This is a genomic window from Amnibacterium sp. (assembly GCF_025463795.1).
Classification (GTDB): domain Bacteria; phylum Actinomycetota; class Actinomycetes; order Actinomycetales; family Microbacteriaceae; genus Amnibacterium.
This window is the reverse complement of record NZ_JAODBE010000009.1, coordinates 1-13,927: the sequence shown is the minus strand read 5'-3', so window position 1 is coordinate 13,927 and position 13,927 is coordinate 1. Positions and strand designations below refer to the sequence as shown.

Below are 13,927 nucleotides of genomic sequence, written 5' to 3'. Positions count from 1 at the left end.
AGCCCACCAACTGGTCCCGCCGGTACAAGGCGAACCTCGAGAAGCTCGCCTCCGGCGACGTGATCAAGGTCTCCGAGGTCGTGCGCGACCTCTGGCGCCGCGACCAGGACCGGGGGCTCTCAGCCGGTGAGAAGCGGATGCTCGCGAAGGCCCGCCAGATCCTGATCTCCGAGCTCGCGCTCGCGGAGAAGACCGACGAGGACCAGGCGTCGACGGTCCTCGACGAGGTGCTCGCCTCCTGACCACGGTCGTCGTCGTCGCAGCCGGCGACGGCGTGCGGCTCGGTCTCGGGGTGCCGAAGGCGCTCGTCCCGCTCGCGGGACGTTCGATCCTCGACCTGTCACTCGACGCCGTGCTCGGCGCGGACGTGCAGGCGGTGGTCGTCGTCGCGCCGCCCGCGCATCGGCGCGCCGTCGACGCCGTTGTGCGCGCCCGGCCGGCCGATCCGCCGATCCGGATCGTCGAAGGGGGCCCGACGCGGCAGGCGTCCGTCGCCGCGGCCCTGCCCCTCGTCGACGACGACGTGGTGCTCGTGCACGACGCCGCACGGCCACTCACCCCGTCGTCGCTCTTCGACGCGGTGCGCGCCGCGGTCGTGACGTCCGGTGCAGGGATCGTGCCCGCGCTGCGCCCCGCCGACACCGTCAAGCGGGTCGCCGTGGACGGGGCGGTGCTGGAGACGCTCGACCGCGCAACGCTCGCGGCCGTGCAGACCCCGCAGGGGTTCCCCGCCGAGCTCCTCCGCGCGGCCTACGCCACGACGCACCGCGAGCACACCGACGACGCCTCCCTCTACGCCGCGGCCGGTAACGAGGTCCGGGTGATCGACGGTGAGGCGTCTGCGTTCAAGATCACGACGCTGTGGGACCTCCGCCGCGCCGAGCAGCTGCTCGCCCCGGCCCCCGTGATCCGCACCGGCATCGGGATCGACGCGCACGCGTTCGACCCCGACCGCCCGCTCCGGCTCGGCGGCCTCGAGTGGCCCGGCGAAGCCGGTCTCGCCGGGCACAGCGATGCCGACGCCGTCTGCCACGCCGTCGCGGACGCCCTGCTCTCCGCGGCCGGCCTCGGCGACCTCGGCAGCCGCTTCGGCGTCGACCGTCCCGAGGAGCAGGACCGTGCGGGCCTCGACTTCGTGCGCCGCACCGCGGCGCTGCTCGCCGAGGCCGGCTGGCGGCCCCTGAACGTGGCCGTGCAGGTCGTCGGCGACCGTCCGCGGATCGCGTCCCGTCGCGCCGAGATCGAGGCAGCGATCGGCGACGCGCTCGGGGCTCCCGTCGCCGTCTCCGGCACGACGACCGACGGGCTGGGGTTCCCGGGACGTGGCGAGGGCATCGCCGCGATCGCGACCGCGCTCGTCGAGGCCGGAAGGCCCGGAGGTCCGCGCTCGGGCGCTCGGTAGCATGGGGCGCGTGACCGTGCGCCTCTACGACACCCGGTCCCAGTCGCTGCAGGAGCTCGACCCGGTCGTTCCCGGGCGCGTCGGCATGTACGTCTGCGGGCCGACGGTGCAGTCGTCCCCGCACATCGGGCACCTGCGCTCCGCGCTCAGCTACGACCTGCTGCGCCGCTGGCTCGAGCACCGCGGCTACGCGGTCACCCTGATCCGCAACGTCACCGACATCGACGACAAGATCCTGAACGCCGTGCGCGTTCAGGATCCGACGAGCAGCAGCCTGAACGCCGTGCGCGTTCAGGACCGGACGAGCAGCAGCCTGAACGCCGCAGCGCTCGGCTCCGATCCGTGGTGGGCGCACGCGTATCGCGTCGAGCTCGAGTTCACGGCCGCGTACACCGCTATCGGCGTCCTGCCCCCGACGAACGAGCCGCGCGCCACGGGCAACATCGGCGAGATGCTCGACCTCATCCAGCGGCTGATCGACCGCGGCCACGCGTATCCGGCGACGGACGGATCCGGCGACGTCTACTTCGACGTCGCGTCGTGGCCCGGCTACGGCACGCTCACCCGCCAGACCGGCGACGCCCTCGTGAGCGGCGAGGACGCCGATCAGCGGGCCCGCCGCAGCCCCCGCGACTTCGCCCTCTGGAAGGGCCACAAACCCGAGGAGCCCGAGTCCGCGTCGTGGCCCGCGCCGTGGGGCGGGGGGCGCCCCGGCTGGCACATCGAGTGCTCCGCGATGGCGGAGCGCTACCTCGGCGCCGAGTTCGACATCCACGGCGGCGGCCTCGACCTGCGCTTCCCCCACCACGAGAACGAGCTGGCCCAGTCGACGGCGTCGGGTGCGCCGTTCGCGCGCCTCTGGGTGCACAACGGGCTGGTCACGGTGAACGGCCAGAAGATGTCGAAGTCGCTCGGCAACTCGGTGTTCGCGAGCGACCTGCTCGGCGCCGCGCGACCCGTGGTGGTGCGGTACGCCCTCGCGGCCGCCCACTACCGCTCGGACCGCGACTTCCAGGACGGCTCCCTCGTCGAGGCGGAGGAGGCGATCGGCCGCATCGAGCGGCTCTTCGAGCGCGCCGAGGCGGCCGGCGTCGGCGCTGCTGCGGCCGTCGTGCCCGACGCGTTCGCGACCGCGATGGACGACGACCTCGGTGTGCCCGAGGCCCTCGCCGTGCTGCACGACACGGTGCGCCGCGGCAACCAGGCCATCGACGCGGGGGAGAGCGACGTGGTCGCGCACGCCGTCGGAGCGGTGCACGCGATGGCCGGTGTGCTCGGCGTTGATCCGACGACGTGGAGCACCGGCCGGGGCGGAGACCGCACGCGGGGCGCCCTCGCAGCGCTCGTCGAGCGGCTGATCGAGGAGCGCGCGACGGCGCGCAGCAGCAGGGACTGGGCCGCCGCCGATCGGGTGCGCGACACGCTCAGCGCCGCGGGCGTCGTGCTCGAGGACGGCGCGGACGGTACGAGATGGAGCATCGATGGCCGGTGATGCACGGCACCCGGGCGCGAACCGGGGCAAGAAGCGACCCATGGTGGGCACCGGCGGCCACGGCCGCAAGGCCCTCGAGGGCAAGGGGCCGACGCCGAAGGCGGAGGACCGGGTCTACCACCAGGCCCACAAGCGCAAGCAGGCGGCGGAGCGGCTCGCGGCCAAGCGCGGTGAGACGCCGCGCAGGCCGGAGCAGTCCGGACGGCGGAAGCAGTCCGGTGACGAGCTGGTCACCGGCCGCAACGCGGTGCTCGAGGCCCTGCGAGCGAAGGTGCCGGCCACGACGCTCTACCTCGCGTCGCGCGCGGAGCTCGATGACCGCCTGCGGGAGACGATCTCCATCGCGAACCACCGGGATCTGCCGGTGCTCGAGGTCATGCGTCCCGAGCTCGACCGGCTGACCGGCAACGACCTGCTGCACCAGGGCGTCGCGCTCGCGGTGCGGCCGTACGAGTACGCGCATCCGCTCGACCTGCTCGAGCGGGCAGGAGACGGGGCTCCGCTGCTCGTGGCGTTGGACGGCGTGACGGATCCGCGGAACCTCGGCGCGATCATCCGCTCAGCGGCCGCGTTCGGTGCCCATGGCGTCGTGCTGCCGCAGCGCCGATCGGCCGGTGTGACGGCCGCGGTGTGGCGGGCATCGGCGGGAGCGGTGGCGCGGATGCCGGTGGCGATGGCGTCGAACCTCGCGCAGACGATCAGTGCGTACAAGCAGCGCGGCGTCTTCGTGGCGGGCCTCGCCGGTGACGGCGATGTGCTGCTGCCCGCCTTCGACCTGGCCGACCGGCCGCTGCTCGTCGTGGCGGGCAGCGAGGGCGACGGGCTGTCCCGGATCGTGCGCGAGCTGTGCGACGTGGTGGTGTCGATCCCGATCGGCGCGGCGACGGAATCGCTGAACGCGAGTGTGGCGGCGAGCATCGCGCTCTACACGATCGCGGCCTCCCGGGCCTCGACGAAGTAGCACCCGGAGCACGTCAGCGGGCCACCCGGTGTCGGACGCAGAACTCGGGTACGGCAGCCGCGGCGCTCGCGCGTGCCGCGGCGGACCGCCCACGACGCTTCAGAAGTGCTCGCGCTCCTGAAGCCGTGAGCACGGTCTCACACCGTCGCGCGCCAGTCCTCCGGACCGGCGGAGATGCGGATGGGCACGGTGACGGATCCGGTCGCGGGCTCGATGACCGTGGCCTCGTCGCGGCGGTGCCGAAGGATGTCCTCGATGTAGGACGAGAGCGCTTCGGCCAGCGGTACGTCGCGCGACTCCCGCTGCGACATGAACCAGCGGTGCTCGAGCACCTGGTGGAACACCTCGGCGGGCTCGAGCTTGCCGCGCAGCTCCCGGGGGATGGCCCGGATGACGGGCTCGAACACGGTGGCGACCCACTCGTGTGCCGCCTGCTCCTCGGGCAGGTGCCCCTTGTTGAACGTGTGCCGCCACTGGTCGAGGTCGTTGAGCAGGCGGCGGGCCTGGTTCTCCTCGGCGTCGAGGCCCGTGAGCCGCAGGAGGCGCCGGGTGTGGTGCCCGGAGTCGACGACCTTCGGCTGGATGACGACCTCGGTGCCGCCCTCCGCCGTGCGGATCGAGAGCTCCTCGATGTCGAAGCCGAGCGCGTTCAGCCGATCGACCCGCTCGTTGATGCGCCAGCGCTCCGCGGAGGAGAACTGCTCGCGACCCATCAACTCGTTCCAGAGCATCCGGTACTGGGAGACGATGCGCTCGCTGGTGACGAGGGGATCCAGGTCCTCGTCGACGTGGCCGCCCGCCGCGAGGTCCATCAGCTCGCCCGCGATGTTCACCCGGGCGATCTCGACATCGTTCTCCCGCTGTCCTCTGGAGAGGCCGCCGGGGTAGATCTTGCCGGTCTCGGCGTCGACGAGGTAGGCGGCGAATGCGCCGGCATCCCGCCGGAACAGGGTGTTCGACAGGGACACGTCGCCCCAGAAGAACCCCGTGATGTGCAGCTGCACGAGCAGGAGCGCGAGGGCATCGGCGAGGCGCGTGGCCGTGTCGGGCCGCAGCGTCTGCGAGAAGAGCGCCCGGTACGGCAGGGAGAAGCGCAGGTGCCGGGTGACGAGGCAGGGCTCGAGCCCGCCGCCGTTCTCATCCGTTCGACCGGAGATCACAGCGACGGGCTCGACGCACGGCACCTCCAGACGCTGGAGCGTCCGGAGCATGTCGTACTCCCTGGTCGCGAGCTCGTTGGTGGTCTCCTTCACCGCGATCACGTACCCCGAGAGGTTCGCGAACCGCACGATGTGCCGCGAGATGCCTTTCGGCAGCGCCGCGATCCGGTCCAGCGGCCAATCCTCGAGAGGGAGTTCCCAAGGAAGGTCGAGCAGACCCGGATCGACGGTCGCGGCGGTGATGGAGAGCGAGCCGCTCATGGAATAGCTCAGGCGGACACCGCCGCCGAGAGCCGCTTGCCGGACTCCACGTCGAACACGTGCGTGTGGTTCTGCTGCGGGTGCAGGTAGACGAGGTCGTTCACCTCGGCGTGAGCGCGGCCGTCGACGCGGGCGACGATGTCGGTGCGCCGGCCGTTGATGTCCGCGTGCCCGTACATGTACCCGTCCGCGCCGAGCTCCTCGACGAGGTCGACGGTGACCGGAAGGCCATCGCCCTTCGTCGTGCCGACCTCGAGGTCCTCGGGACGCACGCCGATCGTGACCTGCTTGCCGCTCGAGGACTGGATGACGTCGCGCGTGAGCGGGATCGTGTACTCGCCGAACTTCACGCCGCCTTCGACGAGGTCCGTGGCGAACAGGTTCATGGCCGGGCTGCCGATGAAGCCGGCGACGAACACGTTCTGCGGACGCTCGTAGAGGTCGCGCGGGGTTCCGACCTGCTGCAGGATGCCGTCCTTCAGCACGCAGATGCGGTCGCCCATGGTGAGGGCCTCGACCTGGTCGTGCGTGACGTAGACGGTGGTGACGCCGAGGCGGCGCTGCAGCGAGGCGATCTGCGTCCGGGTCTGGACCCGCAGCTTCGCGTCGAGGTTCGACAGCGGCTCGTCCATGAGGAACACCTGCGGCTGGCGGACGATCGCGCGGCCCATCGCGACGCGCTGCCGCTGGCCACCCGAGAGGGCCTTCGGCTTGCGGGCCAGGTACGGCTCGAGGTCGAGCAGCTTCGCGGCCTCCTGCACGCGCTGCGCGCGCTCGTCCTTGTTGACGCCCGCGATCTTCAGCGCGAAGCCCATGTTCTCCGCGACGGTCATGTGCGGGTAGAGGGCGTAGTTCTGGAAGACCATCGCGATGTCGCGGTCCTTCGGCGGGATGTCGGTGACGTCCTTCTCGCCGATGAAGATGTGGCCGTCGTTGACCTCCTCGAGGCCCGCGAGCATGCGGAGGGACGTGGACTTGCCGCAGCCGGAGGGGCCGACGAGCACCAGGAACTCGCCGTCGGAGATGTCGAGGTTGAGGGAGTCGACGGCTGCGCGGGTACCGCCGGGGTACAGACGCGTCGCGTGGTCGAACGTCACGGTTGCCATGGTTGGAGCTCCTTCACCGGCAGGTACGTGCCGGACGATCCGTTGTGAGGATGACCATCGGTCATACCGGTCGCCATCGGCCGGTTCGGTCAGTATCGCATGCCGGTGCATGCCCGCACAGCGGCGTCCGGCGCTCCGATCCCGCGGTCCGCGGGGCGCCTGATCAGGTCGCCATAGTCGCGGCGGCTACCATGCAGGCCGATGTCCGCCAGGTCGGTGGACCGCTGGAGGAACTTGTGTCGACCGCGGGCGGGCCGAGGCCGTCGAAGAACGAGCGGCGCGACGCCGCGCGCGAGAAGGCCCGCGAGCAGCGTCTGCGTCAGCAGCGCCGCGAACGGCGCAACCGGATCGTGCTGCAGGCGGGGATCGGGGTCGTCGTGCTCGCGATCGTCGCGATCGTCGCCGTCGTGCTCGTCAACTCGATCCGTCCGCCCGGTCCCGGCCCGAAGAACATGGCCGATAACGGCATCGTCATCACGAAGGGCCTCGCCGCGGAGACGTCGGGCGCGCTGGCGGCCGGTGCCACGCCGTCGCAGCGCCCCGCCCAGACCGGCAAGGTCGCCATCCGCACCTACGAGGACTACGGCTGCCCCATCTGCGGTCAGTTCGAGCAGACGAACGGGACCTACGTCAAGGGGCTGATCGAGGGCGGCCAGGCGACCCTGCAGATCTATCCGGTGTCGATCCTCGACCGGGAGTTCCAGGGCACCAAGTACTCGACTCGGGCCGCGAATGCGGCCGCGGCCGTCGCCAACTTCGCCCCGAACCAGTACTACGCGTTCCACTCCCTGCTGTACGCGAACCAGCCGGCGGAGGGATCGAGCGGCCTCACGGACGATCAGCTCATCGGCTACGCGAAGCAGGCGAAGGTGACGAACCTCGCCGCGATCACGAACGCGATCAAGAACCAGCAGTACTTCTCCTGGGTGGACTCGGCGACGCAGCGGTTCCTCAAGTCGAACTTCGCGGGCACCGACGTGCACAGCGAGGCCGACATCAACAAGCTGCTGAACAACCCGAGCGCGGGCATCGGCACGCCGATGATCTTCGTGAACGGCAAGTACTACACGGGCAGTGTGGCGAACGCGGCGCAGTTCAAGTCCTTCGTGCTCAGCGCGGGTGCGGCGTTCACGCCGACCCCGTCGCCGACGCCCGCGGGCAGTGCGGCGCCGTCCTCGACTCCGAGCCCGACCGCGACGAAGAAGTAGCCGTCGCCGGCTGCGCGATCGACGGAGGAATCGCGTCGTACGGACGCCCCGTCCCGGATGGGGGCCGGTCCGGCGCGGGAGCTCCGTCGTTCCCGTCGGTGGACGCCGTGCGTCGCCCGCGCGGCGTCCCTAGACTCGGGACGCACGCCGGCTTGGCGCAACTGGTAGCGCACCTAACTTGTAATTAGGGGGTTGCGGGTTCGAGTCCCGCAGTCGGCTCGAATGATTCGCCTGGTCAGCGGGGGTTTCCTTCTTCCCCACGAGGTGCTCTCCGGCCGAAAGTGGTCGTGTGTGCACACTGTGTGTGCACACGTGATTGCGTGCCGCGAAGGGCCCGCTCGATCGCGTCGGCCAGGTGGCGATCCGTGTCGTCGAGCAGGTGGCTGTAGAGATCGCCCGTGATCCCGCTGGATGCGCGTCCGAGACGCTGGGAGACCGCCGTGATCGGCATCCCTGCGGGCAGCAGCAGCGAGGTGTGCTCGTGCGGGAGGCCAAGGAAGGTCAGACGGTGGAGACCGATTCGTGCCACGAACTGCCGGAACGTCGCGGAGAGGTAGTTGGGGTTCAGAGGGCGCCCGTCCTCGTAGGTGAACACCCACCCGGCGTCGCGATAGAGGTTCTCCCACGCCACGCCACGCCACGCGCTCGCGGTCCTGTCGCTGCTTCCAGGAGCGCAGCCTCTCGACGGCGACCCGGTCGAGGATGACCCGCCGATCCTGCCCGTGCTGCGTCTTGGCGGCGTCCACGACGACCTGATAGGCGGTGTCTCTCCGCAGCCGATGGCTTTCATCGGGCCCGCTCCTCAGGTTCCGCCTTGGAAGCGGGTCAGACGTCGAGGCTCTTCACCGGAGGCGAACGGGCGGGCGAGCCGTTCAGGTCACCGCGATGCCAGCTGTTGCGAGCACGATCAGCAGCACGCCTGAGGCGATCATGAGGCCGGGGCGCCCCCACTTTCCCGGCTTCAGCGCAGGCCAGCGCCAGACGAGCGCCACGGTTGCAGCGACTGCGAGTACGGCAAAGACGAGCCAGACGGGAAACGGATCCACGGCGCCCATCAGGACGGCAGGAAGCGCCACCCCGAGTTCCACGGTTCCGGCGAGGATTCCCAGGACGTGCGTCAGGGCACGGTGACGTGGTGGTGTGTGGTGGGCGACGTGCCAGATGCTCCAGACCGTCCAGCCGAGCAGGCCGAGGGCGAGCAAGCCGGTCAGGGCCATGACGACGATGTCAGTCACCGTGGTCCACCCTTAGGCCCCTTCGTCCAGGAGGGTCCGCACGAGGTCGCCCTGCAGCATCAGCAGCTGCCCGCCGGTGGGGGATGAGTTGACGAGGTAGGCGAGGCCGCGCCGGGTGCGGGGGCAGTAGCCGACGAAGGCGTGGTGGGATCCGGTCAGCCCGTTGTGGAAGACCATCGGCTCTCCTCCGGGGCTGTCGGCGCGGAACCACGTGATGGCGACCTGCGCCTCTGGCATGTAGGGCGGGATAGGCGCAGCTGCGACCGGCTCGAGCCCGGCAGCGCCGGGCTGGCGCCCGTCCCGAGTGAGGCGCAGCCAGGTGGCGAGGTCCGCGGACGTGGACCAGACGCCGCCACCCGGTGCCAGCCCGTTCAGCGTCCATGGCTCGGCGGGGCGCCCGCCGAGGAGACCCTTCTGCCACCCCTTGGGTAGGCCGGCCTGGGTCACCGGAAGACGAGTGCCTGTCAGGGACAGCGGCTTGAGGATCCGCTGCGTGAGGAGCTGCTTGTAGGTGGTCCCGGCTCGGTGAGCCAGGAGATGGGCGAGCAGAGCGATGCCGCAGGTGGAGTAGGAGTACGTTCCCCTCCCCGTCACGTGCTGGGCGAGGACGTCGGCGACCGTTCCGGCTGCGTCCTGGGTCTCGCCGTCGGCGTGGAGCAGGCCGAACCAGATGTCTTGACTGATGGCCTCGCTCGCCGTGAAGTCCGGTAGGCCGGCCGTGTGGGAAGCCAGTTCCCGTAGGGACACCTCGGCCAGTTCTGACCGGTGCGCATCGAGGATCTCCCCGACCTTCGTTTCGAGGCTCACCTCCCTTTGGGCGACCATGTCCATCAGGACGGCCCCGCTGAACGTCTTGGACACAGAACCGATCCCGAACGGTGTGTGCTGGTCGGCGCCGATGCCCGCATATCTGGTGGTGGCGCCGTCGACGTACGCGATCGCGACCCGATTCAAGCCCCGCAGATGCGGCTGCACTCTCGCCAGCAGCGTCCGGTCCCCGCTACGCCCTGACGCCGCGCCCACAGGGTGTGGACCAAGCAGATCCAGGAGGCCTGCCGCGCCGAGACCCGCTCCCGCGGCGAGCAATGCCCGCCTCGACGTCGTCGGCGGCGCGGATGGTCCCTCGTCCTGCCGGCTGGGAGCAGTGCGGGCGGAGACGACGGTCACGGCGCGGGTTCTGGGAGATGCAGGGCCTCGACCGGATTTGCGCCGACACCGTTCGGAGACAGGGAAGCAGGGCGATCCGGTCGAGCAGGGAACGCCGGCGACTGAGGCGCTTCGTGGCCGAAGAGCACGGCGGTCGCGCCGGCACCGCGGGTGAGCATCGTCCTGCGGTTCACCAGCACGACGACGATCGCGACGGCGACGAAGAGGTAGTCGTCCCACGGCTGCACGTCGGGCCATGCCGGGCCGTTCACCTGGGCGTGGAAGAGGAATGCGACGAGCAGACTGCCTCGGGACGCGTTGAACATCCCGGTGAGGATCACGCTGATCGCGACGATCCCGAGGAAGAACGGCCCGAGCGCCCACGTGCTCTGCTTCGTGCCGCTGAGGAAGAAGAACGCCGGTGTGTGCCAGAGCGCGATGACCACACCGAGGATGAGAGACGCCCAGAGCGGCGCGAACCTGCGCTGCAGCAGCGGCAGGGCGACGCCCCGCCAGCCCAGCTCCTCAAGAGGACCGATCAGCAGCGCAGGGATCAGCGCCGGGAACACGGCGAACCACGGGGTGAACGGGAACGGGTCGCCCAGCGTGCCCTTGACGGCGGCGCCGGCGTACACGACGGCGGGCATACCGATCACGAGCAGCAGCCACCAACTCCATGACATGCGCCACAGGGCGAACCGCCGGAGATATGCGCCGAGACCGCGGAACCCGTAGTGCCAGACGACCAGCACGACGGCGACGATCCCCGGCGTGTAGACGATCAGGATGAATGCGGGGTTCGTGTTACTCATCGGCCCGAACAGCCCAGCGGCCTGGGTGGGGAACACGCTGAGGAGGACCCCGACACTCCACGACAGGACGAAGGTCGCGAGAAAGAAGGTACGAAGTGTCCGCATGCTCATCGGCCTGAGGCTTCGCAAGGGCGGTCCGACGGGGGTCGTGTTGTCACTCATGCGACATCTCCGCGCTCGTCTTTGAGGAGACAGTGCTTCGCACGAAGCTGGCGCCGCTCACGGCTCGGGGACCGCAGGCATCAGTGGGACCAGCTCGTCGTGCCCATCCTGCTCGGAGCGTGACGGCTCTGCGCAGAGCACGATCAGCACGATCAGTCCGGCGAGCGGCAGCAAGAGCCAGAAGATGTTGCGCCATCCGTGTCCGGCATCCCGCAGCCGTCTGACCGTGAGGCCGAGGGTGGGCAGCAGGACGACCACCGACCAGATTCCGGCGAGGGCGCTGGTCGATTGTGCCGCAGGGTTGGAGCCCAGCCAGGAGAAACTCGGCCAGATGCGGACGCCGCTCAGCGCGGCGCTCACCAGCGCCGTGAAGAGCATCCACCACCAGAACTCGGACCTGCTCGCTCGGCCGTGGAACTCCGCATACTTGCGAAACCCGGTCTTGATCGACTCGTGAAAACGCATGCGGGGCCTCCTTAGATCCCTCGTAGGCAACCGCAGACGGGCGACGCGATGGCAGAGCCGAAGGTCCCGACGCGGAGCGGCGACCGCGTGGTTCACGAGGCGCGAACCGGCGTGCAGCGTGCCGGGTTGTTCCCCCTGCTAAGGCACTACGACGGCGCGGCCGCCGATCGTGCCTTCGTGCAGGCGTCGGTAAGCCCGGGGCGCGTCGCTGAGATGAACCGCTCGACGCGCACACCGATGAGGACCGCGCGGGCGAGCTCGAGCAGCTCGGTCAGAGCTCGCTCCTGAATGCGTCGCGCGTAAGCGGGAACTCAAGGCCCTCGGTGCGCTGACCGGCCCGATCTTCGGATGGCGGTGGCCGTCGGTGCTGTACCGGGTGGATGTAGTTGGCTGGGACGTGTTCTTCGGCGTCAGCCTCCTTTGCACCGCTGCCGTGTTCCCCGGCCGCCCCTACCGCGGAGTTCGAGTCGGCCTGCTCATCGCCGGTGCGCTCAGCCTCATCGGGCTGGTGGGGCCCATCTCGAATCAGTTCGGCCTGCGGACGGTCGGTGTCTTCGGGTACGCCGTGGTCCTCCCGATCGCATGTATCGGCCTTGCTCGGCTGTTCCCAGCCGCATCGCGAAGCGCCAAGGGTGCCGATTGACCAGCGGTTGTAGGGGAGGCGGCGTGTTCAGGGTCGGGGACACCTGACGGCTGGCAGGACCTTGGGCCCTGGGCAGCCGCTCCGCGCTTGGTCACCCTCGACCGTGGACGAAAACGTCAAGACCGCCAGCCACCTTCCCGTACCGCCCGTCGGCCTGCCGAGAGGCGCCCCCGTGACGCCGCACGGGAGGGCTGGCGACTCGCTCCCCATCGGGACTGCCAGTGTTCGCCGCCTTGCGACGCGGCTCTCGAAGCTCGCGTGGGTAGCCCTCGTCGGCGTCGCCGCGTTCAACACGGTCTCCGCGATCGGCGGAGCGATCGCGATGCTGTTCACCAACGGTCTGGGCATGCCGCGTGCCCTCCTGGTGGGAAGCCCGTTCGCAAGCTTCGTGGTTCCGGCCGTGCTGCTCCTCGCCGTCGTCGGTGGAACACAGGCGGTCGCTGCCGTTCTCCTGCTCCTACGGCGCCCATCCGCACTGTGCTGGGCTACGTTCGCCGGGTTCACGATGGTGACCTGGATCCTGGTCGAGACCGCCATCATTCGCGGCTTCGGGCTCCTTCAGGCGCTCTACTACCTGACCGGGGTCGCCGAGCTGGTGCTCGTGTTCGCCCTGCTCGGGATCGTCTCCTGGATGCCCCGCGTCGGCCGTGCCGGCGAGTACGAGCGTGCATCGGCCGCTCATGGCTGAGACCCGACATCCGTCGACAGCGCGGACAGCCCGGGGCTCCCAGGACCGTGAGGTAGTCGAAACCCCGGCTGGCGCGATGGTCCGTCGCCAAGCGGAGCGGAATCGGCCGGTGGGAGGCCCACGGATCGGCGCTGACGCTTGGAGCCCCCGTATGGCAGCGTCAGACGCGCGGGATGATCCTCGGTCCAGTCCGCGCCCTGTCCTGGCCCGAAGTCCACGCCTCCCGGGCGTTCCCGCTCGCGGGGATGGCTGGGCGCTGGTCGCGTTCGTGGCCCTCGCCTGCGACTGTCCTGTACCTGGGTGATTCCTATGGCAGTGCGCCACCCGGTGGTGACCTCCGGTCGGGGCCGGCCGACGCGCTTTCCCACACTGTCCGGTCCAGCCGCGGCAACGTTCCTGGTGGTAACCGCGATAGGTGGTCGCGCGGGGGTCGCGGGTCTGCTGGGGTTCAGTGGCGGCTGGGCTGGCGCTCGTGGCTGGCGCTCAGCCCGGCCGGGTTCCTCGGCCTCGCCGTTGCTGGCGTCGTGGGTGGCTGGCCCGCGTGGCTGACTTCGGGGCGACCATCTCCGCTGGCGGCCCTCCACAGGTCTGGTGCCGGCCTCGGGAGGTCACGTGCCGATGCGAGATGACCAGATCGCGTCGACGGGGTGCGGGCCGAGGCGACGGCGAGCTCGGTGGGACGGAAGGACCTTCTGCCCTGTCTAGGCGTTCCTGCGGGCAGCAGCCTGTCCGCATGAGTCTGGTCCACGAGTTCCAGGAAGGTTCATGATCGTCGACCTGCTGCCCGGAGAGCAGCCGCCGGTCGTGGGCCGCCGGTGAAGAACGCTCCACCCGGAGGGACGACCAGACGAAGGGTTCTTGGTGTCGCGGTCGGAGGGGTGGCGACCGTCGCGGTCGGCGCGGCAATCCATCACCGAGGCCGACGTTGCTCGAAACGTCGCGAGCGCCATCACCTTCACCGGCGAGGGGCGCCACCGAGAGTTCCCGCCCTCGGACCGCGCCACGAGAGCATGATGTGTCAACAGGGCGAGCAGAGCCCACATGATCAGAGCCGGGATCCGTGAAGCCGGTCACGCGGGCGTCTGGGGCGGGTGCGTCTGGTCGTCGACATTGGCGTCTGCGGCGTTCTGCCGGACGGAATCGATGCCGCTGAGGGCCCCGCCCTTTCGTTCGTAGCCCTCCGAGC

15 protein-coding genes and 1 tRNA gene are annotated in these 13,927 nt (G+C 70.2%); 8 read left to right on the top strand and 8 right to left on the bottom strand.

Annotation, left to right across the window (positions count from 1 at the left end):
• The 4 genes from JWQ92_RS00975 to rlmB form a co-directional block, all read left to right on the top strand.
• Nucleotides 1-242: CarD family transcriptional regulator (locus JWQ92_RS00975; protein WP_367276698.1), on the top strand; the 242-nt coding region annotated here is incomplete at its 5' end.
• On the top strand, nucleotides 239-1,402 hold the full coding sequence (gene ispD / locus JWQ92_RS00970; protein WP_297342589.1) for a 2-C-methyl-D-erythritol 4-phosphate cytidylyltransferase: 1,164 nt from the start codon (nucleotides 239-241) through the stop codon (nucleotides 1,400-1,402). The genes JWQ92_RS00975 and ispD, both read left to right, overlap by 4 nt.
• A 10-nt stretch (nucleotides 1,403-1,412) precedes the next feature.
• Nucleotides 1,413-2,894 carry a cysteine--tRNA ligase gene (gene cysS / locus JWQ92_RS00965; protein ID WP_297342588.1) on the top strand — a complete coding sequence of 494 codons (1,482 nt, stop codon included), beginning with the start codon at nucleotides 1,413-1,415 and terminating at the stop codon, nucleotides 2,892-2,894.
• 40 nt (nucleotides 2,895-2,934) lie between these two features.
• The gene (rlmB, locus tag JWQ92_RS00960) at nucleotides 2,935-3,855 is read left to right on the top strand and encodes a 23S rRNA (guanosine(2251)-2'-O)-methyltransferase RlmB (protein WP_297342587.1); all 921 of its coding nucleotides are present in this window, start codon (nucleotides 2,935-2,937) and stop codon (nucleotides 3,853-3,855) included.
• Between the two features lie 137 nt (nucleotides 3,856-3,992).
• Here rlmB and JWQ92_RS00955 read toward each other — a convergent pair whose 3' ends face one another.
• Together JWQ92_RS00955 and JWQ92_RS00950 are read right to left on the bottom strand one after the other, a co-directional pair.
• Nucleotides 3,993-5,276 carry a DUF4032 domain-containing protein gene (locus JWQ92_RS00955; protein ID WP_297342586.1) on the bottom strand — a complete coding sequence of 428 codons (1,284 nt, stop codon included), beginning with the start codon at nucleotides 5,274-5,276 and terminating at the stop codon, nucleotides 3,993-3,995.
• 8 nt (nucleotides 5,277-5,284) lie between these two features.
• Entirely contained in the window at nucleotides 5,285-6,382 is a 1,098-nt protein-coding gene (locus JWQ92_RS00950; RefSeq protein ID WP_297342585.1) for an ABC transporter ATP-binding protein, read from the bottom strand.
• Nucleotides 6,383-6,573: 191 nt separating this feature from the next.
• On the opposite strand from JWQ92_RS00950, the gene JWQ92_RS00945 reads away from it, so the two are divergent.
• Nucleotides 6,574-7,590 (top strand): thioredoxin domain-containing protein, encoded by a 1,017-nt coding sequence (locus tag JWQ92_RS00945; RefSeq protein WP_297342584.1) that lies wholly within the window; start codon nucleotides 6,574-6,576, stop codon nucleotides 7,588-7,590.
• Between the two features lie 146 nt (nucleotides 7,591-7,736).
• Nucleotides 7,737-7,809, top strand: a tRNA-Thr gene (locus JWQ92_RS00940).
• 16 nt (nucleotides 7,810-7,825) lie between these two features.
• Here JWQ92_RS00940 and JWQ92_RS00935 read toward each other — a convergent pair.
• The 5 genes from JWQ92_RS00935 to JWQ92_RS00915 all read right to left on the bottom strand — a co-directional run bounded on the left by JWQ92_RS00935 (nucleotide 7,826) and on the right by JWQ92_RS00915 (nucleotide 11,410).
• On the bottom strand, nucleotides 7,826-8,221 hold the full coding sequence (locus JWQ92_RS00935) for a tyrosine-type recombinase/integrase (RefSeq protein WP_297342583.1): 396 nt from the start codon (nucleotides 8,219-8,221) through the stop codon (nucleotides 7,826-7,828).
• A gap of 241 nt (nucleotides 8,222-8,462) precedes the next feature.
• Nucleotides 8,463-8,825: a hypothetical protein gene (locus tag JWQ92_RS00930; protein ID WP_297342582.1), complete on the bottom strand. Its 363-nt coding sequence runs from the start codon at nucleotides 8,823-8,825 to the stop codon at nucleotides 8,463-8,465.
• Nucleotides 8,826-8,837: 12 nt separating this feature from the next.
• Nucleotides 8,838-9,779 carry a serine hydrolase gene (locus JWQ92_RS00925; RefSeq protein ID WP_297342581.1) on the bottom strand — a complete coding sequence of 314 codons (942 nt, stop codon included), beginning with the start codon at nucleotides 9,777-9,779 and terminating at the stop codon, nucleotides 8,838-8,840.
• Nucleotides 9,780-9,988: 209 nt separating this feature from the next.
• Nucleotides 9,989-10,894 (bottom strand): type II CAAX endopeptidase family protein, encoded by a 906-nt coding sequence (locus JWQ92_RS00920; protein ID WP_297342580.1) that lies wholly within the window; start codon nucleotides 10,892-10,894, stop codon nucleotides 9,989-9,991.
• Nucleotides 10,895-11,002: 108 nt separating this feature from the next.
• Nucleotides 11,003-11,410 (bottom strand): DUF805 domain-containing protein, encoded by a 408-nt coding sequence (locus JWQ92_RS00915; RefSeq protein WP_297342579.1) that lies wholly within the window; start codon nucleotides 11,408-11,410, stop codon nucleotides 11,003-11,005.
• 364 nt (nucleotides 11,411-11,774) lie between these two features.
• Here JWQ92_RS00915 and JWQ92_RS00910 point away from each other — a divergent pair, with 364 nt between their 5' ends.
• Complete coding sequence (locus tag JWQ92_RS00910) at nucleotides 11,775-12,053, top strand: hypothetical protein (RefSeq protein ID WP_297342578.1); 279 nt, start codon at nucleotides 11,775-11,777, stop codon at nucleotides 12,051-12,053.
• 172 nt (nucleotides 12,054-12,225) lie between these two features.
• Nucleotides 12,226-12,741, top strand: a complete 516-nt coding sequence (locus JWQ92_RS00905; protein ID WP_297342577.1) for a hypothetical protein — start codon at nucleotides 12,226-12,228, stop codon at nucleotides 12,739-12,741.
• A 1,070-nt stretch (nucleotides 12,742-13,811) separates the two neighbouring features.
• On the opposite strand, the gene JWQ92_RS16880 is transcribed toward JWQ92_RS00905, so the two are convergent.
• On the bottom strand, nucleotides 13,812-13,927 hold a 116-nt coding region (locus JWQ92_RS16880), incomplete at its 5' end, for a YegP family protein (protein ID WP_367276699.1).

What these genes read in the sequence shown, in the direction of transcription:
- rlmB (WP_297342587.1), top strand. Translation starts at nt 2,935, where the DNA reads ATGGTGGGCACCGGCGGCCACGGCCGCAAGGCCCTCGAGGGCAAGGGG.
- JWQ92_RS00955 (WP_297342586.1), bottom strand. Translation starts at nt 5,276, where the DNA reads ATGAGCGGCTCGCTCTCCATCACCGCCGCGACCGTCGATCCGGGTCTG.
- JWQ92_RS00950 (WP_297342585.1), bottom strand. Translation starts at nt 6,382, where the DNA reads ATGGCAACCGTGACGTTCGACCACGCGACGCGTCTGTACCCCGGCGGT.
- JWQ92_RS00945 (WP_297342584.1), top strand. Translation starts at nt 6,574, where the DNA reads ATGCAGGCCGATGTCCGCCAGGTCGGTGGACCGCTGGAGGAACTTGTG.
- JWQ92_RS00920 (WP_297342580.1), bottom strand. Translation starts at nt 10,894, where the DNA reads ATGAGCATGCGGACACTTCGTACCTTCTTTCTCGCGACCTTCGTCCTG.
- JWQ92_RS00915 (WP_297342579.1), bottom strand. Translation starts at nt 11,410, where the DNA reads ATGCGTTTTCACGAGTCGATCAAGACCGGGTTTCGCAAGTATGCGGAG.